Annotated in this window: 17 protein-coding genes; 13 read left to right on the top strand and 4 right to left on the bottom strand. The window is 58.8% G+C overall.

The features are described from left to right. Positions 1–2934: RHS repeat-associated core domain-containing protein (locus tag ALQ04_RS19570; protein WP_310886513.1), on the top strand; the 2934-nt coding region annotated here is incomplete at its 5' end. Here ALQ04_RS19570 and ALQ04_RS19565 read toward each other — a convergent pair. From ALQ04_RS19565 to ALQ04_RS19555, 3 genes are read right to left on the bottom strand one after another with little or no spacing between them, the layout of a single operon-like run. Then, positions 2931–3905, bottom strand: coding sequence for an alpha-L-glutamate ligase-like protein (locus ALQ04_RS19565; RefSeq protein WP_183142227.1), 975 nt, complete (start codon positions 3903–3905; stop codon positions 2931–2933). The two genes, ALQ04_RS19570 and ALQ04_RS19565, sit on opposite strands and share 4 nt — an antisense overlap. After that, complete coding sequence (locus ALQ04_RS19560; protein ID WP_122317387.1) at positions 3905–5443, bottom strand: inactive transglutaminase family protein; 1539 nt, start codon at positions 5441–5443, stop codon at positions 3905–3907. Before ALQ04_RS19560 ends, ALQ04_RS19565 begins: the two co-directional genes overlap by 1 nt. A gap of 4 nt (positions 5444–5447) precedes the next feature. Continuing rightward, entirely contained in the window at positions 5448–5984 is a 537-nt protein-coding gene (locus ALQ04_RS19555; protein ID WP_122317386.1) for an ATP-dependent zinc protease, read from the bottom strand. A 284-nt stretch (positions 5985–6268) separates the two neighbouring features. Between ALQ04_RS19555 and ALQ04_RS19550 the strand changes: the two genes are divergently transcribed. The 5 genes from ALQ04_RS19550 to prpF all read left to right on the top strand — a co-directional run bounded on the left by ALQ04_RS19550 (position 6269) and on the right by prpF (position 13062). After that, positions 6269–6976, top strand: a complete 708-nt coding sequence (locus tag ALQ04_RS19550) for a GntR family transcriptional regulator (RefSeq protein WP_122317385.1) — start codon at positions 6269–6271, stop codon at positions 6974–6976. Further along, entirely contained in the window at positions 6973–7866 is an 894-nt protein-coding gene (gene prpB, locus ALQ04_RS19545; RefSeq protein ID WP_122317384.1) for a methylisocitrate lyase, read from the top strand. Before ALQ04_RS19550 ends, prpB begins: the two co-directional genes overlap by 4 nt. A 137-nt stretch (positions 7867–8003) precedes the next feature. Next, positions 8004–9131 carry a 2-methylcitrate synthase gene (gene prpC / locus ALQ04_RS19540; RefSeq protein WP_122317383.1) on the top strand — a complete coding sequence of 376 codons (1128 nt, stop codon included), beginning with the start codon at positions 8004–8006 and terminating at the stop codon, positions 9129–9131. A gap of 67 nt (positions 9132–9198) precedes the next feature. Then, positions 9199–11787, top strand: a complete 2589-nt coding sequence (acnD, locus tag ALQ04_RS19535; protein WP_122317382.1) for a Fe/S-dependent 2-methylisocitrate dehydratase AcnD — start codon at positions 9199–9201, stop codon at positions 11785–11787. A 90-nt stretch (positions 11788–11877) separates the two neighbouring features. Continuing rightward, positions 11878–13062 carry a 2-methylaconitate cis-trans isomerase PrpF gene (gene prpF / locus ALQ04_RS19530; protein ID WP_122317381.1) on the top strand — a complete coding sequence of 395 codons (1185 nt, stop codon included), beginning with the start codon at positions 11878–11880 and terminating at the stop codon, positions 13060–13062. A 167-nt stretch (positions 13063–13229) separates the two neighbouring features. Here prpF and ALQ04_RS19525 read toward each other — a convergent pair whose 3' ends face one another. Beyond that, positions 13230–14048 carry a pyruvate, water dikinase regulatory protein gene (locus tag ALQ04_RS19525; RefSeq protein WP_122317380.1) on the bottom strand — a complete coding sequence of 273 codons (819 nt, stop codon included), beginning with the start codon at positions 14046–14048 and terminating at the stop codon, positions 13230–13232. Between the two features lie 195 nt (positions 14049–14243). Between ALQ04_RS19525 and ppsA the strand changes: the two genes are divergently transcribed. The 7 genes from ppsA to sigX all read left to right on the top strand — a co-directional run bounded on the left by ppsA (position 14244) and on the right by sigX (position 21226). Beyond that, positions 14244–16619, top strand: coding sequence for a phosphoenolpyruvate synthase (gene ppsA / locus ALQ04_RS19515; protein WP_122317379.1), 2376 nt, complete (start codon positions 14244–14246; stop codon positions 16617–16619). A gap of 181 nt (positions 16620–16800) precedes the next feature. Next, a complete protein-coding gene (locus tag ALQ04_RS19510) occupies positions 16801–17790 on the top strand; it encodes an alpha/beta fold hydrolase (RefSeq protein WP_122317378.1) in 990 nt (329 codons plus the stop codon). Positions 17791–17901: 111 nt separating this feature from the next. Then, entirely contained in the window at positions 17902–18390 is a 489-nt protein-coding gene (gene rraA / locus ALQ04_RS19505; RefSeq protein WP_122317377.1) for a ribonuclease E activity regulator RraA, read from the top strand. A gap of 11 nt (positions 18391–18401) precedes the next feature. Next, complete coding sequence (locus tag ALQ04_RS19500) at positions 18402–19397, top strand: zinc transporter ZntB (protein WP_122317376.1); 996 nt, start codon at positions 18402–18404, stop codon at positions 19395–19397. 76 nt (positions 19398–19473) lie between these two features. Then, positions 19474–19722, top strand: coding sequence for a CrfX protein (locus ALQ04_RS19495; protein ID WP_122317375.1), 249 nt, complete (start codon positions 19474–19476; stop codon positions 19720–19722). A 2-nt stretch (positions 19723–19724) separates the two neighbouring features. After that, complete coding sequence (locus tag ALQ04_RS19490) at positions 19725–20549, top strand: mechanosensitive ion channel family protein (protein ID WP_122317374.1); 825 nt, start codon at positions 19725–19727, stop codon at positions 20547–20549. Positions 20550–20635: 86 nt separating this feature from the next. Then, positions 20636–21226 carry an RNA polymerase sigma factor SigX gene (gene sigX, locus ALQ04_RS19485; RefSeq protein ID WP_122317373.1) on the top strand — a complete coding sequence of 197 codons (591 nt, stop codon included), beginning with the start codon at positions 20636–20638 and terminating at the stop codon, positions 21224–21226. Positions 21227–21247: the final 21 nt, after the last annotated feature.

Below are 21247 nucleotides of genomic sequence, written 5' to 3'. Positions count from 1 at the left end.
GCACTGGGTCGGGTGACCGAGGAAACCGTGGCGCCCGGTACGCCTTACGAAGCCACGCGCCGCTATGGGTATGTGCTCAGTGCGGTCGAAGGGCAACAGGCCGAGCAGGAAGTGACCAGTGTCAAAGGCGTGAAGACCCGCACCTTGCTCGACGGGATCAATCGGGTGGTAGAAGAGCGGCGTCAGGATGTAGACGGTGGCGGGCAGGATCCCGAGCTGCGTCAGACGTATACCGCCCGATACGACGCACTTGGACAACTGGTCGAGGACGTTGAGCTGGACTGGCTGGAACAGAAGGATCTGCGCCTGAAAAGCACCTATCAATACGATGACTGGGGCGAGCAGCGCAGTGTCACCGGCCCTGACCTGATCGAGCGGCACAAGGTCGAAGATCCGGTCAAGCGCACCACCACCGAATGGCAGGCCGGGATGGGCAAGACGGTCACTGTTAACAATCTGTTCGATAAGCCCGATTCGATTGAGCGCCTGGCACTGGACGGTTCGCGGATCAGTTTGGAAACCACGTTCTACGACGGGCTTGGGCGCACTTTCGGGCAGCGGGATGCCTTGGGCAATTATCGAGAGTTTACCTATGACGCCTTTGACCGGATGCTGAGTAATCGGCTGGCCGACAATGCTCTGATAGAACGTACCTACGCCTTGCACAACCGCGAAGACTTGCCGGTATCGATTACGGTCGATGGTGTGTTGCTGGGCGAGCAGGCATTCGATGGCCTGAAACGCATGACGGTTTCGACCACCGGTGGCCGGGTCAGCCGGTTCGAGTATTCAGCCGGGCAGCTACAGCCGAGCAAGGTGCATACCCCTCAGGGCGAAGTCATCGATTATGTCTACGAGCCGCAACTGGGTGAACAGCCCATTCAGCGCAAGATGCTGAGCAGCACCGCCGATTATGTCTATGACCCTCAGAGTGCTCGCTTGCTGAGCAGCAAGGAGCAGGATCAGGAACTGGAGCGCGATTACTACAGCAATGGCGAGATCCGCGAAGAGCGCAGGCTGCTGGCCGGCGAGGCCTATGCCATGCAATACCGCTACAGCCTCAAGGGGCGCTTGCTCGGTTATACCGATGTGCTCGGGCAGATTCAGACCTATACCCATGACGCCATAGGCCGACTGGAGAGGCTTGATGCGGGTTCGCTGACTTCGATCTTTGCCTATAACGCCCAAGGGGGGCTCGACAGTATCGAAACCGTAGATAGCGGTCAGAGCCTGAGCGTCAGCATGGAGTACGACGAGGTTGGTCGGGAAATCGTGCGCAGCTTTGTCCTGCCAGGCGGGGTGACGCAGAAACTGGTTCAGGCTTATGACGCTGCCGATCATCTTGAGCGACGCACCTTGAGCGAAGGCGGTACGCTGCTGCGCGACGAAACCTTCGCTTACGATTCCCGTGGACGGCTGGAGTTATATACGGCTTCCGGTCCGCGTGCGCCGCTGGATCCTCAGGGCAAGCAGATTCAGGGTCAGACGTTCAAGTCCGATGCACTCGATAACCTCCTGAGCGTCGAGACAGTATTCGCCGGTGGCCGTAATGCAGCGCTATACGAATACGCCGGGCAGGATCCCACCCAGCTCAGTGCCGTGCGTAACAGCCATGCGGATTATCCTGCCAGCCTTGAATTCAATTACGACGGTAACGGCAACCTGATTCTCGATGAAGCCGGGCGGTCGCTGGATTACGACGCGCTGGGACGCCTGCTCGCGGTTTCGGCAAACGATGGCTCTGCTGTGGTGGATTATGGCTATGACGCGCAGAGCAGTCTGACCCTTTCCAGCGCGGCGGGAGTTAAGGAACAGCGTTTCTATCAGGATGGGCAACTGGCGAATCAGCTCCAGGGATCGCAGCAGAGAACCTTTGTCCGTGGTGCCGATACCTTGTTGGCCGAGCACCGGGGCGGGACAGATACAGCCTCTTCGCTGCTGGTGACCGATGCAAAAAAGACGGTAATGGCTGAGGTCGATGCCAGTCAGGCAACGCCTGTTGACTATGACGCTTACGGCCATCGCAGTGATGTCGTTGCAGTGTCTGGACGATCGGCCTTCAACGGAGAACTGCGTGAGCCTTCCACCGGCTGGTATCTGCTCGGTCAGGGCTATCGGGCCTATAACCCGGTACTGATGCGTTTTCACAGTCCGGATAGCCTGAGCCCGTTTGATCGGGGAGGGCTGAATCCTTATGCGTATTGCTTGGGGGATCCGGTCAACTATCTGGATCCGGATGGGCATATTCCGTCATGGTTGGTGCCGGCCGCCGGTATCGCGTTTTCGATTGTCGGCATTCTCTCAAGCGTTGCTTCATTGGGGACAGCAGCACCTTTGGCAACCGCGGGGGTGGCCGGTGCCTGGGCCGCGCTGAGTTCGGCAGCACAAGTCTCGGTAGCGGTGGGAGTGGTAACTGGGGTAGTCGGGGTTGCCAGTGGTATTACTTCGATCGTAGCGCCAGATTCCTCTACCAGCAATATTCTGGGGTACGTGTCGTTGGGATTAGGGGTAGTGAGTTCTTTGGCGAGTATTAACGCGTTTATTAATGTGAAAAGTGCTTTGAGTAAGGATAGTTTGAGCGCGATCAAATACGCTCCCAGAGTAAGTAGAGCTTCAAGTGCATCTGCCCGTACGAGCATGAGCGCATCTACTTCTGCCCGTTCGAGCATGAGCGCACCTACTTCTGCCCGTTCGAGTATAAATGTATCTACCCCTGATCTTGTTCCAGAGCATTTAAGAGGTGTTAGAGGAGCGTTCGTGAAGGCATTTGAGGAAAATTTGAGTCGTACTCCATCATTAAGATCAATCTCTTTCTATGGTTCTAGTGATGAGCTGGGTATAAATGTGGGGCCTGAAGTGGTACTGGACAATCAGAGGTACCTGAGGGAGCTGAGGTCTGTAGGGGGAAAATACATAAGTACGTATTCTTACTAACTTGGCCCAGACCCAAACACCTCCTGCACGAACCTCACCCGTTCCTCAGGCGTTTCCTTGACCCCCATGCGCTCCAGTTCCTCCAGGTGCGCTTCAACCGCCTGAGTCCGGTGAGTCAACCCGCAGTTGTTGGCGATCTGGATATTCAGGCCGGGGCGGGCGTTGAGTTCGAGGATCAGCGGGCCTTTTTCCTGGTCCAGCACCATATCGACGCCAATGTAGCCCAGGCCGCATAGCTCGTAGCACTCGGCGGCGAGCTTCATGAAGCCGTTCCAGTAGGGCAGTTGTACGCCGTCCACCGCGTTGGTGGTGTCGGGGTGTTTGTTGATGATGTTGTTGAGCCAGGTGCCTTCGAGGGTAACGCCGCTGGCCAGGCCGACACCGACACCGATGGCGCCCTGGTGCAGGTTGGCCTTGCCGCCGGACTGGCGCGTCGGCAGGCGCAGCATGGCCATGACCGGATAGCCCATCAGCACGATGATGCGGATATCCGGCACGCCTTCGTAGCTGATGCTCTTGAAGATCTGGTCCGGAATCACCCGGTACTCGATCAGGGCGCGGTCGCGATGCCCGCCCAGCGAGTAAAGCCCGGTGAGGATGCTGGATACCTGATGCTCGATTTCCGAGTGGGTAATGATGCGCCCCGACACCGTCCGGTAATGCCCCTCGAAACGGTCGGCAACCACCAGGATCCCGTCGCCGCCTGCACCTTGCGCGGGCTTGATGACGAAGTCGCTGTGGCGGCCAAGGATGTCGTCGAGCCGGTCGATTTCCTTTTCGGTGGAAATCACCCCATACATTTCCGGCACCTGGATGCCAGCCTGGATGGCGCGTTCCTTGGTGATGATCTTGTCATCGACAATCGGGTACAGGCTGCGCTTGTTGTACTTGAGCACATAGTCGGCGTTACGCCGGTTGATGCCCATGATGCCCTTGGCTTCCAGGGCTTTCCAGGTCTTCCACAGGCCGATCATTTGGCGTCTTCTGCTTTGAGAAATGCCTTGAAGCGCAGCAGCTCGGTCAGGCGGTAGCCGCGGTATCTGCCCATTGCCAGCATGAAACCGACCAGCACCAGCAACACGGCCGGGAAGGTGAACACGAAGTAGATCAGTGCCGGCACGCTCATGATCAGGTGCGCCAGGGATGCTGCGAACAGGGTGCCGATGGCCACTTTCATGGCATGGCCGCCGCCGCGCTCTTCCCAGGTGATCGACAGGCGCTCGATGGTCATGGTCAGAATCACCATCGGGAACAGCGCCACCGACAGACCGCGTTCCAGGCCCAGCTTGTGGCTGAACAGGCTGATGGCGGCGATCAGCACCACCACGAAAGTCAGCACCACCGACAGGCGCGGCAGCATCTGCAGTTTCAGGTGCTCAAGATAGGAGCGCAGCGACAGGCCCAATGCAGTAATCACGGTGAACAGCGCGATGCCAAAGCCCAGCTGGGTTTCGCGGAAGGCCAGGGCGATCAGTACCGGAGTGAAAGTGCCGAGTGTCTGCAGGCCGATCAGGTTGCGCAGGATCAGGATGACCAGCACGCCAATCGGGATCATCACCATGATCATGAAGGTCTGCTGGGTTTGCAGCGGCAGGCCGTACAGCGAATAGGACAGAAAGTCCGTATCGGTGCTTTCATCGGTCAGCTTGGCCAGGCGCATGGCGTTCATTTCGCTGTTGTTGAGGCTGAAGCTGACCGTGGCTTTTCTGCCGCCCTCGATACTGATCAGGTTCTCGTCGCCGGTCCACCACAGCAGCCGGTCATCCGGCAGGCCGGCTTCGCCGGTGTCCGGGTTGAAGTAAAGCCACTCCTTGCCATTGAAGCTGCGCAGCCACAGCTCCGGATTCTGTGGCTGGTCGGCAATCAGGCGAATGGTGTGGACCTTTTCCATGGGCACGTGGGCCATGGACAGCAGCAGCTCGGTGATCTGGGCTTTCCTGGCGGCAGAAGTATCGCCGGCCAGCAACAGCTTGGCGTTGTCGTCCTTGAGATTGTTGACGCGCTTGATTGCTTCGCTGATGAAGGTTTCGACATCCGCGGAATGGCGGCGAATAGGGGCGAGCAGGGCTTCGGCCGCGATTTTCTCCGGGCCTTCTACCGCGATGCTGTCACGAAAGATCGGGCCTTTGCTCTTGGGCTTGTCTGCGCTGTAGCGCTTGGTCAGCACCAGCCGGTAATAGAGGGTCTGGTTGCCATTGGCACGCCGCGAAGACCAGGTCACCTTGCGGTTGCCGTCAACCCGGTTGACGCTGACGCCGTAATTATTGGAAATGAAGCTTTCGTTCAGGCTGATGTAATCGGTGGTCAGCGGCGGTACGAACATCTGAATCTTGATCGACTCTTTACTGTTGGCCTGGAATTCAACCTTGGCGTCGATATTCCACAGGTTGTCGGTCTCGTCTTCGGTCAGCGGGATGCCGAGAATGACAATCTGATAAGCCGTGATCGCGATGCCGAGTGTCACCAGAAACGTGATCAGGATTTTCAGATGAAGGGTAAGAGAGCGCATGTATTTACTCGGCGTTTTGAGCGACGGAGGCGCAGGCAGGCTTGCCCGCCACAAATTTAAGACCTGGATCGACCAGCGCATCGAAGTGTTTGAGTGCGTCGGAGCCAATCAAAAGCGGGTATTGGAAAGCGCTTCGGTCGGTCAAGTTCACTTCTATGGTGCGTAAAACTTCACCCATGCACACATCGAGGTTGATGACCGGACGGGAGCTGTACTTTTTTTCGTCGTCCGGGTCGACATCGTCAGCGCGCCGCTTGATCTGGCTGATGCGGGTCAGTGGCTGTTCGATGGGATGTGCGTGGCTGTTGTCGATGGCCAGATAGAACCTGACCCAGCTCTCGCCGTTGCGCTTGAAATGCTTGATATCGCGGGCACTCAGCGATGCGGTCTTGGCACCGGTATCGAGCTTGGCAGCGACCTCAAGGTCAATATTGAGGAGTCTGGCGTATTCGTTCAGGCCATAGACGGTCTTGTCGGCAGCAGCGCATATGGCGGGGAGGAAAAGCAGACAGAGCAGCGTAGTGAGGGTTTGGAGTCTCATAGGTCCTTGCGCGACAGGCGGGAAACTTCAGGGCCGCAGCGCAGCTTTGTCAGCCTGGGCGTGTCTGGCGGGCCGTGTCCTTTGAAGAGCTGCACTCGGCAGATGCGGTCGGCATTCTAGCATGAAGGTCTCGTGATGCCAGTTATCACTGGCCGGCAGGCTGTAACACGCGATAACAGAATTCGGACGTTTTTCAGGATTGTCGACAATTCTGAATTTTTCTTTGACTGAAAGCACTGGTTTAACTAGATTTGTCGGCATGTAACTTTAAAGGTGTCGACAATATGTTGGATGCAGTCGAGACTTCCGCGGCCGCCGTCGAGGATTCGGAAACGCTTTCCGAAAATGTCTTCCGGCGTATTCAGGCCGCTATCGTCAAGGGCGAGATCGCACCGGGCAGCAAGATATCCGAGCCGGAACTGGCTCGTACCTACGGCATCAGTCGCGGGCCGTTGCGTGAAGCCATTCACCGCCTGGAAGGGCAGCGCCTGCTGGTGCGGATTCCGCATGTGGGCGCGCGCGTGGTCTCTCTCAGCCATGCCGAAATGATCGAACTCTACGAAATCCGTGAATCCCTCGAAGGCATGGCCTGTCGCCTGGCGGCCGAGCGCATGAATGCCGAGCAGATCGACGAGTTGCGCCGCGTACTGGATACCCATGAGCGCGATGCCGCCTTTCAGGCCGGGCTGGGTTACTACCAGCAGGAAGGGGACTTCGACTTTCACTACCGGATCATTCAGGGCAGCGGCAACAAGACCCTGAGCCAGATGCTCTGTGGCGAGCTGTACCAGTTGGTGCGCATGTACCGCATCCAGTTTTCCACCACGCCCAATCGCCCGCGCCAGGCCTTTGCCGAGCATCACCGGATTCTGGACGCTATCGCCGACCGCGATGGCGAACTGGCCGAATTATTGATGCGCCGCCATATCGGCGCCTCCAGACGCAACATCGAGCGCCATTATCAGGCGGCTTCCGACCGAGGTGAAAAATGAGTCACGACAATAAAACTCCCGGCCAGCGTTTCCGTGATGCGGTTGCCAGCGAGCAACCCTTGCAGGTGGTGGGGGTGATCAATGCCAACCATGCGCTGCTGGCCAGACGCGCCGGGTTCAAGGCGATCTATTTGTCTGGTGGCGGAGTCGCTGCCGGTTCGCTCGGGCTGCCTGACCTGGGGATTACCGGGCTGGATGATGTACTGACCGATGTGCGGCGCATCACCGATGTCTGCGACCTGCCGTTGCTGGTGGATGTGGATACCGGTTTCGGCTCTTCGGCGTTCAATGTGGCGCGCACGGTCAGATCGATGATCAAGGCGGGCGCGGCGGCTATCCATATCGAGGATCAGGTCGGCGCCAAGCGTTGCGGGCATCGTCCCAACAAGGAAATCGTTTCGCAGCAGGAAATGGTCGACCGCATCAAGGCTGCCGTCGATGCGCGAACCGACGACAGTTTCGTGATCATGGCGCGTACCGATGCCCTGGCGGTCGAAGGGCTGGAATCGGCGCTGGAGCGTGCGGCTGCCTGTATCGAGGCGGGTGCCGACATGGTTTTCCCTGAAGCGATTACCGAGCTGGCAATGTACAAACAGTTCGCCAACCGGGTCAGTGTGCCGATCCTGGCCAATATCACCGAGTTCGGCGCCACACCGCTGTTCACGGTGGATGAGTTGCGCGCCGCCGACGTTTCGCTGGTGCTCTATCCTTTATCGGCATTCCGCGCCATGAACAAGGCGGCGGAAAACGTCTACGGCGCCATCCGCCGCGACGGTACGCAAAAGAACGTGGTCGACACCATGCAGACACGCATGGAGCTGTATGACGCCATCGACTACCACACCTTCGAGCAACGGCTGGATGCGCTGTTTGCGCAGAAGAAGGGGTGATGTGGCAGGGCGTTTTCGCGGATGAATCCGCTCCCACCACCAAACCCTGTAGGAGCGGATCGGGCGTCGCTCCGCTCATCCGCGAACAATAAAGATGAATTGCCAATTCCCGACAATTTCAAAAACTGGAGAATGCAATGGCTGAAGCAAAAGTATTGAGCGGTGCCGGCCTGCGGGGCCAGGTTGCCGGACAAACTGCCCTTTCGACCGTTGGCCTGGCAGGCGCTGGCCTGGCCTATCGCGGTTATGACGTGCGTGAATTGGCCGCCGAGGCGCGCTTTGAAGAGGTCGCCTATCTGCTGCTGTACGGCGAGTTGCCGACCCAGGCGCAACTGAGCGCCTACATGGATCGCCTCAAGAGCCTGCGCGACCTGCCGCAGGCACTGAAAGAAGTGCTGGAGCGGATTCCGGCCGACACCCATCCGATGGATGTGATGCGAACCGGCGCCTCGATGCTTGGCACCCTTGAGCCGGAACTGGATTTTGAGCAGCAACGCGATGCCACGGACCGCCTGCTGGCGGCCTTTCCGGCAATCATGTGCTACTGGTATCGCTTCACCCATGACGGCAAACGCATCGATTGCGTAACCGATGAAGTCTCGATTGGCGGCCACTTCCTGCATCTGCTGCTCGACAAGTCGCCCAGCGAACTGCATCGCAAGGTCATGGACGTCTCGCTGATTCTCTACGCCGAACACGAATTCAACGCCTCGACCTTTACCGCACGGGTCTGCGCCTCGACCTTGTCGGACTTGTATTCCTGCATCACGGCAGCCATCGGCACCTTGCGTGGTCCCTTGCATGGCGGCGCCAACGAGGCGGCCATGGACATGATCCAGCGTTTCGGTTCGGCCGAGGAGGCCACCAAAGGCACGCTTGGCATGCTGGAGCGCAAGGAAAAGATCATGGGCTTCGGTCATGCGATCTACAAGGAGTCCGATCCGCGCAACGAGGTGATCAAGGGCTGGTCGAAAAAGCTCGCCGACGAGGTTGGCGATACGGTGTTGTTCCCGGTTTCCGAAGCCATCGACAAGACCATGTGGGAGCAGAAAAAACTGTTCCCCAACGCCGATTTCTATCATGCCTCGGCGTATCACTTCATGGGCATCCCGACCAAGCTGTTCACGCCGATTTTCGTCTGTTCACGCCTGACCGGCTGGGCGGCTCACGTTTTCGAGCAGCGTGCCAACAACCGCATCATCCGCCCGAGTGCCGAGTATGTCGGCGTCGAGCAGCGCGCATTCGTGCCCATCGAGCAGCGCTGAGCAGAGAAGGGGAGTCGCCGATGAACTCCCCTCTCTATTTTCCATTCCGTGATCGAGTCTCCGAGCCATGAATTCTGAATACCGCAAGCCGCTTCCCGGCACCTCGCTGGATTACTTCGACGCCCGCGCGGCAGTCGATGCGATTCAGTCGGGCGCCTATGACCTGTTGCCGTATACCTCGCGGGTGCTGGCCGAAAACCTGGTACGCCGTTGTGATCCGGCCACCTTGCAGGCTTCGCTGCGGCAACTGGTCGAGCGCAGGCGTGAGCTGGATTTCCCATGGTTTCCGGCGCGGGTGGTGTGTCATGACATTCTCGGCCAGACCGCGCTGGTGGATCTCGCCGGGCTGCGCGATGCAATTGCCTCCCAGGGCGGTGATCCGGCGCTGGTCAACCCGGTGGTGCCGGTGCAGTTGATCGTCGATCACTCGCTGGCGGTGGAGTGCGGTGGCTATGATCCGCAGGCTTTCGAGAAGAACCGCGCCATCGAAGACCGGCGCAACGAGGACCGTTTCCATTTCATCGACTGGACCAAGAAAGCCTTCAAGAATGTCGAAGTGATTCCGCCGGGCAACGGCATCATGCACCAGATCAACCTGGAGAAAATGTCGCCGGTGGTGCAGGTGCGCGAAGGCGTGGCTTTCCCTGACACGCTGGTGGGCACCGACAGCCATACACCGCATGTCGATGCGCTGGGCGTGATCGCCATTGGCGTCGGCGGCCTGGAAGCCGAAAACGTCATGCTTGGCCGAGCGTCGTGGATGCGTCTGCCGGACATTATCGGCGTCGAACTGACCGGGCGCCGAGAGCCTGGCATTACCGCTACGGATGTGGTGCTGGCGCTGACCGAATTCTTGCGCAAACAGAAAGTCGTCGGCGCTTATCTGGAATTCTACGGCGAAGGCGCGTCGAGCCTGACGCTGGGCGACCGGGCGACGATTTCCAACATGGCGCCGGAGTACGGCGCTACTGCCGCGATGTTCTCCATCGACCAGCAAACCATCGACTATCTGCGCCTTACCGGGCGCGAGGATGAGCAAGTGGCTCTGGTCGAGTTGTACGCCCGACACACCGGGTTGTGGTCCGACAGCCTGAGCCAGGTCGAGTATGAGCGGGTATTGAGCTTCGATCTGTCCAGCGTGGTGCGCAACATGGCCGGGCCGTCCAATCCGCATGCGCGGGTCGCGACTTCGGATCTGACCGCCAAGGGCATTGCCGGGCAATGGCAGGACGTACCGGGGCAGATGCCCGACGGCGCGGTGATCATTGCCGCCATCACCAGTTGCACCAACACCAGCAACCCGCGCAACGTGATTGCGGCCGGCCTGCTGGCGCGCAATGCCAATCGCCTGGGCTTGAGCCGCAAGCCCTGGGTGAAGTCATCGCTGGCACCCGGTTCCAGGGCCGTTGCCTTGTACCTGGATGAAGCGGGCCTTACTGGCGAGCTTGAACAACTGGGCTTCGGTGTCGTGGCCTTTGCCTGCACCACCTGCAATGGCATGTCCGGCGCGCTGGAGCCGAAGATTCAGCAGGAAATCATCGACCGCGACCTGTACGCCACCGCCGTGCTGTCTGGTAACCGCAACTTCGATGGCCGCATTCACCCTTACGCCCGTCAGGCCTTCCTGGCATCGCCGCCGCTGGTGGTGGCCTACGCGATTGCCGGGACCATTCGTTTCGATATCGAAAACGATGTGCTGGGGGTTGTCGATGGCCAGGAAATCCGTCTCAAGGACATCTGGCCGGATGACGAGGAAATCGATGCCGTGGTTCAGGCTTCGGTCAAGCCGGAGCAGTTCCGTCAGGTCTACATTCCGATGTTCGCGCTGGAAGAAGATAACGGTCCCAGGGTCGAGCCGCTGTATGACTGGCGTCCGATGAGCACCTATATCCGTCGCCCGCCTTATTGGGAAGGCGCGCTGGCCGGTGAGCGTACCCTCAAGGGTATGCGCCCGCTGGCGGTATTGCCGGACAACATCACCACCGATCACCTGTCGCCCTCCAACGCCATCATGCTCGACAGCGCGGCAGGCGAGTACCTGGCGAAAATGGGCCTGCCGGAAGAAGACTTCAACTCCTATGCCACGCATCGGGGCGACCACCTGACTGCCCAGCGCGCCACCTTCGCCAACCCGCAACTGGTCAACGAGATGGCGGTAGTCGAAGGTAAGGTCAAGAAAGGTTCGCTGACCCGTATCGAACCGGAAGGCAAGGTCACCCGGATGTGGGAAGCCATCGAAACCTACATGCAGCGCAAGCAGCCGCTGATCATCATTGCCGGTGCCGATTACGGCCAGGGTTCATCGCGGGACTGGGCTGCCAAAGGCGTGCGTCTGGCAGGCGTCGAAGCGATTGCCGCCGAAGGTTTCGAGCGGATCCACCGCACCAATCTGGTCGGCATGGGTGTCTTGCCGCTGGAATTCCAGGCCGGCACCAATCGTCTGACATTGGGGATCGACGGCAGCGAAACCTTCGATGTAATCGGCCAGCGCACGCCACGCGCTACCCTGACGCTGGTAATCCAGCGCCGTAATGGTGAGCGTCTGGAAGTGCCGGTGACCTGCCGTCTGGATACCGCTGAAGAATTGTCGATTTATGAAGCGGGCGGTGTATTGCAGCGTTTCGCCCAGGATTTCCTGGAGTCTGCACAAGCCTGACACACCCTGTAGGAGCGAATTCATTCGCCAACGGTTTTTCGCGAATGAATTCGCTCCTGCAGAGGTTTTCACCCTTCAAGGAAACCTCCAATGCCTCACCAACCACAGCTCAGAATCCCGGCCACCTACATGCGCGGCGGCACCAGCAAAGGGGTGTTCTTCAATCTGCAGGACCTGCCCGAAGCCGCGCAAGTCCCGGGCTCTGCACGTGATGCCTTGCTGTTGCGGGTCATCGGCAGCCCCGATCCTTATGAAAAACAGATCGATGGCATGGGCGGCGCGACTTCCAGCACCAGCAAGACCGTCATTCTGTCGCGCAGCAACAGGCCCGGGCATGATGTCGATTACCTGTTCGGGCAGGTTTCCATCGACAGGCCTTTTGTCGACTGGAGCGGCAATTGCGGCAATCTCTCGGCGGCCGTGGGGTCGTTCGCGATCAGCCAGGGTCTGGTGGATGCCGCTCGTATTCCGCAGGACGGTATTGCTGTGGTGCGTATCTGGCAGGCCAATATCGGCAAGACCATCATTGCCCACGTCCCCGTCACGGATGGCGCCGTACAGGAAACCGGCGATTTCGAGCTGGATGGCGTGACCTTTCCGGCTGCCGAAGTGCAGCTGGAATTCCTCAATCCGGCCGCCGATGAAGAGGGTGCCGGTGGTTCGATGTTCCCCACCGGCAACCTGATCGACGAGCTGGACGTGCCGGGTATCGGTACGCTCAAGGCAACCCTGATCAATGCCGGTATTCCGACCGTCTTCATCAATGCCGCCGATATCGGCTACCTCGGCACCGAATTGCAGGCCGATATCAACGGCGATGCCCAGGCGCTGGCGAAGCTGGAAAGCATAAGGATTCACGGTGCGCTGCGCATGGGGCTGATCAAGAGTGTCGACGACCCGACACTGCGCCAGCACACGCCCAAGGTCGCCTTCGTTGCCGGGCCGGCGGGTTACTTGTCTTCCAGTGGCAAACAGGTCAACGCGCAGGATATCGATCTGCTGGTGCGGGCGGTCTCCATGGGCAAGCTGCACCACGCGATGATGGGTACTGCCGCAGTCGCCATCGGCACCGCAGCGGCGATCCCCGGCACTTTGGTCAACCTCGCCGCAGGCGGCAGTGAGCGTGAAGCCGTGGTTTTCGGCCACCCGTCCGGCACCTTGCGTGTCGGGGCTCAGGCGTTGCAGGAAGAGGGCGAGTGGAAAGTCACCAAGGCAATCATGAGTCGTAGCGCCAGGGTCCTGATGGAAGGCTGGGTGCGTGTGCCGCCGGTTTAAACCCGTAGCCCGTAGCAGCGAATGAACTGGCTCTGTCCGTGGCTTCTTTGGTACAGCGCTGGTAATGAAGTGGGAGGCAACTTGCTGGTGACAACGGTGAAGTCGCCAGCAAGTTGCCTCCCACTGTCCTCTGACGGACTTGCAAGATTTAATGCAGACAGAGCCTGTTATTTGAAACGCCGCTCCACGCCTTTTTCCACCAGCACCTTGGCCGAGATTTCTTCCACCGAGAAGTGCGTGGAGTTGATATGGGGGATGTTTTCCCGGCGGAACAGGCTTTCCACTTCGCGCACTTCAAACTCGCACTGGGCATAGCTGGAGTAGCGGCTGTTGGGTTTGCGTTCGTGGCGAATGGCGGTTAACCGATCTGGATCAATGGTCAGGCCGAACAGTTTGCTACGGTGGGCCTTGAGGGCTTCGGGCAGTTGCAGGCGTTCCATGTCGTCTTCGGTCAGCGGGTAGTTGGCGGCGCGGATGCCGAACTGCATGGCCATATACAGGCAGGTCGGAGTCTTGCCGCAGCGCGATACGCCCACCAGGATGATGTCGGCCTTGTCGTAATAATGCGTGCGCGCACCGTCGTCGTTGTCCAGGGCGAAGTTCACCGCCTCGATACGCTCCATGTAGTTGGAGTTGTGACCGATGGAATGCGATTTGCCCACCGAGTAGGAGGAGTGTGAACTAAGCTCCTGCTCCAGCGGCGCGAGGAAGGTCGAGAAGATGTCGATCATGAAGCCGTTGGAGGTCGCCAGGATTTCGCGAATTTCCTGATTGACGATGGTATCGAAGATGATCGGCCGTACTTCGTCCCTGTCGGCGGCATTGTTGATTTGTTGTACCATCGCCCGCGCCTTCTCGACGCTGTCGATGTAGGGGCGCGTGAACTTGTTGAACGTAATGTTTTCAAATTGTGCCAACAGGCTCTGGCCCAGCGTTTCAGCCGTGATGCCTGTACCGTCCGAGATGAAGAAAGCAGATCGTTTCATTTGCGCCTTTGGCCTTAAGCTAGTGACGATTCTTGGATATCATAGGCGTGCTTGCAGGCCCTGATGGCCTGCATTCTGACCTTTTTTCAAGGTTCCGGCTTCAAGTCAGTCCAGAAAATGCCCGCTGCCACACTGCGCGTGGTCCGGGTACATGAGCTTTTCCCAACAACAAACACAGTTAGTGGAGAGATCACCTTGGTAGAGTACGTAGTTTCCCTCGATAAGCTCGGCGTCCATGATGTAGAGCACGTGGGAGGCAAGAACGCATCCCTCGGCGAAATGATCAGCAACCTGGCAGGCGCTGGTGTTTCGGTGCCCGGCGGTTTCGCTACGACAGCCCAGGCCTACCGTGATTTCCTTGAGCAGAGTGGTCTGAACGATCAGATCCACGCCGCCCTGGACGCTCTGGATGTCGACGACGTCAACGCGCTGGCCCGTACCGGCGCGCAGATTCGTCAGTGGATCATGGAAGCCGAGTTCCCCGAGAAGCTCAATGCCGAGATTCGCACTGCCTTCGATGCCCTGTCGGCAGGCAATCCGAATCTGGCCGTAGCCGTGCGTTCTTCGGCAACCGCAGAAGACTTGCCGGATGCCTCCTTTGCCGGTCAGCAGGAAACCTTCCTCAATATCCGCGGCGTCGATAACGTCATCCGTGCGGCCAAGGAAGTCTTTGCTTCGCTGTTCAACGACCGCGCCATCTCCTACCGCGTGCATCAGGGCTTCGACCACAAGCTGGTGGCCCTGTCGGCAGGCGTGCAGCGCATGGTTCGCTCCGAGACCGGTACTGCCGGGGTGATGTTTACCCTCGATACCGAATCCGGCTTCCGTGACGTCGTGTTCATCACCGGCGCCTACGGCCTGGGCGAAACCGTGGTGCAGGGTGCGGTCAACCCGGACGAATTCTATGTCCACAAGGACACCCTGACTGCCGGTCGCCCAGCCATTCTGCGCCGCAACCTGGGCAGCAAGGCCATCAAGATGATCTACGGCGACGAAGCCAAGGCCGGTCGTTCGGTGAAGACCGTCGACGTCGAGGCTGCCGACCGCGCCCGTTTCTGCCTGACCGATGCCGAAGTCAGCGAGCTGGCCAAGCAGGCGATGATCATCGAGAAACACTACAAGGCACCGATGGACATCGAGTGGGCCAAGGACGGTGACGACGGCAAGCTCTACATCGTTCAGGCGCGTCCCGAAACCGTGAAAAGCCGTTCTGCGGCCAATGTCATGGAACGTTACCTGCTCAAGGAAACCGGCACTGTGCTGGTCGAAGGCCGTGCCATTGGCCAGCGCATCGGCGCCGGCAAGGTGCGGATCATCAAGGACGTTTCCGAGATGGACAAGGTCCAGGCCGGCGACGTTCTGGTTTCCGACATGACCGACCCGGACTGGGAACCGGTCATGAAGCGCGCCAGCGCCATCGTCACCAACCGTGGCGGACGTACCTGTCACGCGGCGATCATCGCCCGTGAGCTGGGTATTCCGGCTGTTGTGGGTTGTGGCAATGCCACCCAGTTGCTGCAGGACGGGCAGGGCGTCACCGTGTCCTGTGCCGAAGGCGATACCGGTTACATCTTTGAAGGCGAGCTGGGCTTCGACATCAAGACCAACTCGGTCGATGCCATGCCTGACCTGCCGTTCAAGATCATGATGAACGTCGGCAACCCGGATCGTGCATTCGACTTCGCCCAGTTGCCCAATGCCGGTGTCGGCCTGGCGCGTCTGGAGTTCATCATCAACCGCATGATCGGCGTGCACCCCAAGGCGCTGCTCAACTACGCCGGCCTGCCGCCCGAAATCAAGGACAGCGTCGACAAGCGCATTGCCGGTTACAACGATCCGGTCGATTTCTATGTCGACAAGCTGGTCGAAGGTATCAGCACCCTGGCTGCGGCTTTCACTCCGAAGAAGGTCATCGTGCGTCTGTCGGACTTCAAGTCCAACGAATACGCCAACCTGATCGGCGGCAAGCTGTACGAGCCGGAAGAAGAAAACCCGATGCTGGGCTTCCGCGGTGCTTCGCGCTACATCAGCGAAAACTTCCGTGACTGTTTCGAGCTGGAATGCCGTGCCCTCAAGCGCGTGCGCGAGGACATGGGCCTGACCAACGTCGAGATCATGGTGCCATTCGTGCGCACCCTGGGCGAGGCGAGCCAGGTCATCGAGCTGCTGGCGGCCAATGGCCTCAAGCGTGGCGAGAACGGCCTGCGGATCATCATGATGTGCGAGTTGCCGTCCAACGCGATTCTGGCCGAAGAGTTCCTGGAACACTTCGACGGTTTCTCCATCGGCTCCAACGACCTGACTCAGCTGACACTGGGCCTGGACCGTGACTCGGGCGTGATTGCACATCTGTTCGACGAGCGTAATCCGGCGGTCAAGAAGCTGTTGTCCAACGCCATTCAGGCCTGTAACAAGGCCGGCAAGTACATCGGTATCTGCGGTCAGGGTCCTTCGGATCACCCGGATCTGGCACGCTGGCTGATGGAGCAGGGCATCGAAAGCGTTTCCCTGAACCCGGACTCGGTGCTGGAAACCTGGTTCTTCCTCGCCGAGGGCCAGGCACCTGCCTGAAGGGTTGCCGATGTGATGCATTAACGTCTTGAACCGTCTAGGCTTTCAGGCGTTTCAGAAAGGGCGGTTTTTTCGGAAACCGCCCTTTTTACGTAATGCCCCCGAGGGGATCCGAACCTGTCGTTTCACCCAGTCTGTCAGAGGCGATTCGATGCCTTTGAACGCTTGGATATAGAGCAATATGCAAAGCAGCAGCAATCTTTTTCCCGTTGCCTTGATCAGTGCCGAACGCCGTGGCGATCTGGTCGAGGACGTTTATCGCTTGAAGCCTGCCAACAGTCCTGACCCGAGTGTCGAGCTGGCTGTTACCCGTCTCGGTCTGGTCGATCAGCCCGATGTGCGCGGCGTCCCGGTCATTCTGTTGCACGGCAGCTTTTCCAATCGGCGCTTCTGGTATTCGCCCAAGGGTATTGGCCTCGGGCCATTTCTGGCGCGTGCCGGTTACGATGTGTGGATTGCCGAGATGCGCGGGCATGGCCTGTCGTGTCGCAATCAGAACTATCGACGCAACCGCGTGGCGGACTATGCCCGTTACGACCTGCCGGCGATTGCCGCCTTCGTTCACGAACAGAACGGGCAAGTGCCGCACTGGATAGGACACTCGCTGGGCGGCACCACGCTGGCTGCGGCCTTGGGTGGCCAATACCTGGGGCCCGAGAGTGCCGCTTCGGTGGCCTTGTTCGGCAGCCAGGTCAGCCGCAGCTACTGGCCGCTGAAGATTCCGCCGGTGCAATGGTCCGGACGCTTGCTGCTCAAGCCTTTCGAGCATATATCGGGCTCGCGCTTCAAGCGTGGGCCGGAAGATGAGCCGATTGGCGTGGTCCTGGAAAGCATGCGCTGGCACGGCCTGTTCGGCCGTTTCGGTGATCGTGACAGCAACTGGTGGGCCGGGCTTTCCAGTGTTGAAGTGCCGGTACTGGCGGTGGCTGCGGTCGGCGATCATCAGGACCCGGTCTGGGCCTGCAAGATGCTGTTCGATCAGTTCGGCTCGCAGCAGCGACAGTTCCTGTGCCTGGGCCGTGAACATGGTTTCAACGAAGATTTCGGCCATGTGCAGATGCTGGTCAGCAAGAGCGCGCAGCAGCAGGTCTGGCCGCGTGTGCTCGGCTGGTTGCAGGAGCGTTCGACTGCCCGGGAACTGCCTCGATTGCAGGAAGCGGTAGGGCAATAGTCCGGTCTTGTGTTTGTATGGGAATGGGGGCGAAACTTGGGTTTAAAGCCACTATGCTGCCTTGAGCATTCAGGTGCTCTCATCCCCATCTCTGACTGACAGGAGTTAGCCATGCATTATTCGACCCCCGATTTGTGCGATGCCTATCCGCAACTGGCACAAGTCGTAGAACCCATGTTCAGCAGCTTCGGCGGCCGAGACTCCTTTGGTGGCGAGATCGTGACCATCAAGTGCTTCGAGGACAACTCGCTGGTCAAGGATCAGGTTGCGCTCGATGGCAAGGGCAAGGTGCTGGTCGTCGATGGCGGTGGTTCCCTGCGCTGTGCCTTGCTGGGGGATATGCTGGCCGACCAGGCCGCGAAGAACGGCTGGGAAGGGCTGTTGATCTACGGCTGCATTCGCGATGTCGATGTCATTGCACAAACCGATCTTGGCGTGCAGGCGCTGGCCAGTCACCCGAAAAAGACCGATAAACGCGGTATCGGCGATTTGAACGTAGCCGTTACCTTTGCCGGGATCACTTTTCGGCCGGGCGAGTACCTGTATGCCGACAATAATGGCGTGATCGTCTCTGTGTCCCCTCTGAAAATGCCGGAATAAGCGAAGCAAGAATGTTCGATGAAGCAAACGCGCAGTGGGGGCTGGTGCATGCCCTCGTATTGGATGGTCAGGGCGGAGCGCGTTTCATTGCTCGAACCGAACTCGATGATCTTCAGATGCAGCCGCAGGAAAGCCTGTGGCTGCACTGGGATCGCAGTCACCCGCAGACTCACTCGTGGCTACGCAATTCCAGCGGCTTGAGCGAGTTCGCCTGTACGTTGCTGCTCGAAGAAAACACCCGGCCACGCTTGCTGCCCTTGCCCGATCAGGAGCTGTTGCTGTTTCTGCGCGGGGTGAACCTCAATCCGGGCGCCGAGCCGGAGGACATGGTGTCGGTGCGCATCTTTGCCGCTGCGCAGCGGGTGATTTCCCTGCGTCTGCGGCCTTTGCGGGCTACCGAAGAGCTTATCGAGCAGTTGAGCGAAGGCAAGGGGCCGAAAACCGCTTCGGAGCTGACGCTTTATCTGGCGCAGTACCTGACCGAAAAGGTTCAGGATCTGCTTGGCGATCTGACCGAGTCGGTGGATGACGAGGAAGAGCAGAGCGATGCCGACGAACGCTACAGCCCGGAACACGGCAAACTGCTGCAGATTCGTCGCCGGGCAGCCGGTTTGCGGCGCTTTCTGGCGCCCCAGCGGGATATCTATGGTCAGTTGTCGCGTATCAAGCTGGGCTGGTTCGTCGATGACGATGCCGATTACTGGAACGAACTGAACAACAGCCTGACGCGTTATCTGGAAGAGCTGGAGCTGACCCGTGAGCGGGTCGGTTTGCTGCTGGAGTCCGAGGACCGACGCTTGCGCGAACGCATGGACCATACCATGTACCGCTTCGGGATCATCACCGGTATTTTCCTGCCCATGAGCTTTCTGACCGGGTTGCTGGGAATTAACGTGGGCGGGATTCCCGGCTCCGAGAACCCTTATGGCTTTTTATTGGCGTGCTTGCTGATTGTCCTGGTGGCGCTGGGGCAATGGTGGTTATTCAGACGGTTGCGCTGGCTTTGACGGATAAATATTCAATGGCATTTGTGACTTGCCCGAAACGGGCCTCGTCTCTCACTGACATTGCGTGAGGTGCCTGATGCACGATCCCTTTGAAGAATCTTTGCGTGACATGCTCAAATCGTCATCCTCCAGCCGGGATGACGATGCCTGCCTGGGCCGTGTCCTGAAAACCGCCAACCGTCAGGTGGGTGCCGGTGTGCTGTTCGGTCTGCTTGGCCGTTGGGCCCAGACAATGATGATTGCCCTCAATAACGGTTCTGCGCACGTTTCACCTGTGTCCCGTCGCCCACAACCTACTGCTCGCCCTGTCGATAAGGCTGATTGAACATGGAATTGGATCTCTGGACCCAGAGTCTGGTTGCTGCAATGACTGCATTGTGGACCAAAGTCGCAAGCTTCATCCCCAACCTGTTCGGCGCCCTTGTGGTGGTGCTGCTGGGTTTCGTGGTCGCCAAGCTGCTCGACGCGCTGTTATCGAAACTGCTGGCCAAGCTTGGCCTCGATCGCCTGATGGGCGGCACCGGGCTGACCAAGCTGATCAGCCGTGCCGGCGTGAAAGTGCCGATTTCCACCTTGATCGGCAAGATCGTCTACTGGTTCGTGCTGTTGATCTTCCTGGTTTCCGCCGCCGAGTCCCTGGGCCTGCAGCGCGTTTCGGCGACCCTGGACATGCTGGCGCTGTATCTGCCGAAGGTGTTCGGTGCGGCACTGGTGCTGCTGGTCGGCGTGCTGCTGGCGCAACTGGTCAACGGGCTGGTGCGTGGCGCCGCAGAGGGCGTGGGTGTCGATTATGCGCAGGGCCTGGGTCGAATTGCCCAGGGGCTGGTCATCATCATCAGTATTTCCGTCGCGATCAGCCAGCTGGAGGTCAAGACCGACCTGCTCAATCACGTTATTGTGATCGGCCTGCTGACCGTTGGTCTGGCTGTGGCGCTGGCGCTGGGGCTGGGAAGTCGTGAAATCGCCGGTCAGATTCTGGCCGGGATTTATGTTCGAGAGCTTTATCAGGTCGGCCAGCACTTGCAGGTTGGCGAGATAGAGGGGCAGATCGAGGAAATCGGTACGGTCAAGACTACACTGCTGACGGACGAGGGTGAGTTGGTTTCTTTCTCCAACAAAATTCTTCTCGAACAAACAGTAAGCAGCCGTTAGGCAGTGAACCTGTTAAGCTATGCCGCCACAATATGCCGGAATCCGGGCAGTGGCTGACATTGACCTGACCGTCGGCATGACTCGTTTTGAATAAACCCTTACCGCTTTCGACGCGCTATGACCCACGCGAGCTCTCAGATGAGGAGCTGGTCGCGCGCGCCCACGTCGAGCTTTTTCACGTGACGCGGGCCTACGAAGAGTTAATGCGTCGTTACCAGAGAACACTTTTTAACGTCTGTGCACGTTATTTAGGGAACGATCGCGATGCTGATGATGTCTGTCAGGAAGTGATGCTTAAGGTCTTGTATGGATTGAAGAATTTCGAGGGTAAATCGAAATTCAAAACCTGGCTTTACAGCATCACCTACAACGAGTGCATCACTCAGTACAGAAAGGAACGGCGTAAGCGTCGCTTGATGGACGCTTTGAGTCTGGACCCGCTTGAGGAAGCGTCTGAAGAAAAGACGCCAAAACCTGAAGAAAGGGGCGGGCTTGATCGCTGGCTTGTGCATGTGAACCCGATCGATCGGGAGATTCTGGTGCTGCGTTTTGTCGCAGAGCTTGAGTTCCAGGAGATCGCAGACATCATGCACATGGGCTTAAGCGCAACGAAAATGCGTTATAAGCGGGCTTTGGATAAATTACGTGAGAAATTTGCTGGCATCACCGAAACTTAACTCGGAGCAAATATCTCTAAC

Source organism: Pseudomonas cichorii, from assembly GCF_003700275.1.
Classification (GTDB): Bacteria; Pseudomonadota; Gammaproteobacteria; order Pseudomonadales; family Pseudomonadaceae; genus Aquipseudomonas; species Aquipseudomonas cichorii_B.
This window is presented reverse-complemented; position numbering and strand designations above follow the sequence as displayed.

What these genes read in the sequence shown, in the direction of transcription:
- ALQ04_RS19500 (WP_122317376.1), top strand. Translation starts at nt 18,402, where the DNA reads ATGTTCGATGAAGCAAACGCGCAGTGGGGGCTGGTGCATGCCCTCGTA.
- rraA (WP_122317377.1), top strand. Translation starts at nt 17,902, where the DNA reads ATGCATTATTCGACCCCCGATTTGTGCGATGCCTATCCGCAACTGGCA.
- ALQ04_RS19550 (WP_122317385.1), top strand. Translation starts at nt 6,269, where the DNA reads ATGTTGGATGCAGTCGAGACTTCCGCGGCCGCCGTCGAGGATTCGGAA.
- ALQ04_RS19510 (WP_122317378.1), top strand. Translation starts at nt 16,801, where the DNA reads ATGCAAAGCAGCAGCAATCTTTTTCCCGTTGCCTTGATCAGTGCCGAA.
- ALQ04_RS19555 (WP_122317386.1), bottom strand. Translation starts at nt 5,984, where the DNA reads ATGAGACTCCAAACCCTCACTACGCTGCTCTGTCTGCTTTTCCTCCCC.
- prpF (WP_122317381.1), top strand. Translation starts at nt 11,878, where the DNA reads ATGCCTCACCAACCACAGCTCAGAATCCCGGCCACCTACATGCGCGGC.
- ALQ04_RS19525 (WP_122317380.1), bottom strand. Translation starts at nt 14,048, where the DNA reads ATGAAACGATCTGCTTTCTTCATCTCGGACGGTACAGGCATCACGGCT.
- ALQ04_RS19490 (WP_122317374.1), top strand. Translation starts at nt 19,725, where the DNA reads ATGGAATTGGATCTCTGGACCCAGAGTCTGGTTGCTGCAATGACTGCA.
- prpC (WP_122317383.1), top strand. Translation starts at nt 8,004, where the DNA reads ATGGCTGAAGCAAAAGTATTGAGCGGTGCCGGCCTGCGGGGCCAGGTT.
- ALQ04_RS19495 (WP_122317375.1), top strand. Translation starts at nt 19,474, where the DNA reads ATGCACGATCCCTTTGAAGAATCTTTGCGTGACATGCTCAAATCGTCA.
- acnD (WP_122317382.1), top strand. Translation starts at nt 9,199, where the DNA reads ATGAATTCTGAATACCGCAAGCCGCTTCCCGGCACCTCGCTGGATTAC.
- prpB (WP_122317384.1), top strand. Translation starts at nt 6,973, where the DNA reads ATGAGTCACGACAATAAAACTCCCGGCCAGCGTTTCCGTGATGCGGTT.
- ALQ04_RS19560 (WP_122317387.1), bottom strand. Translation starts at nt 5,443, where the DNA reads ATGCGCTCTCTTACCCTTCATCTGAAAATCCTGATCACGTTTCTGGTG.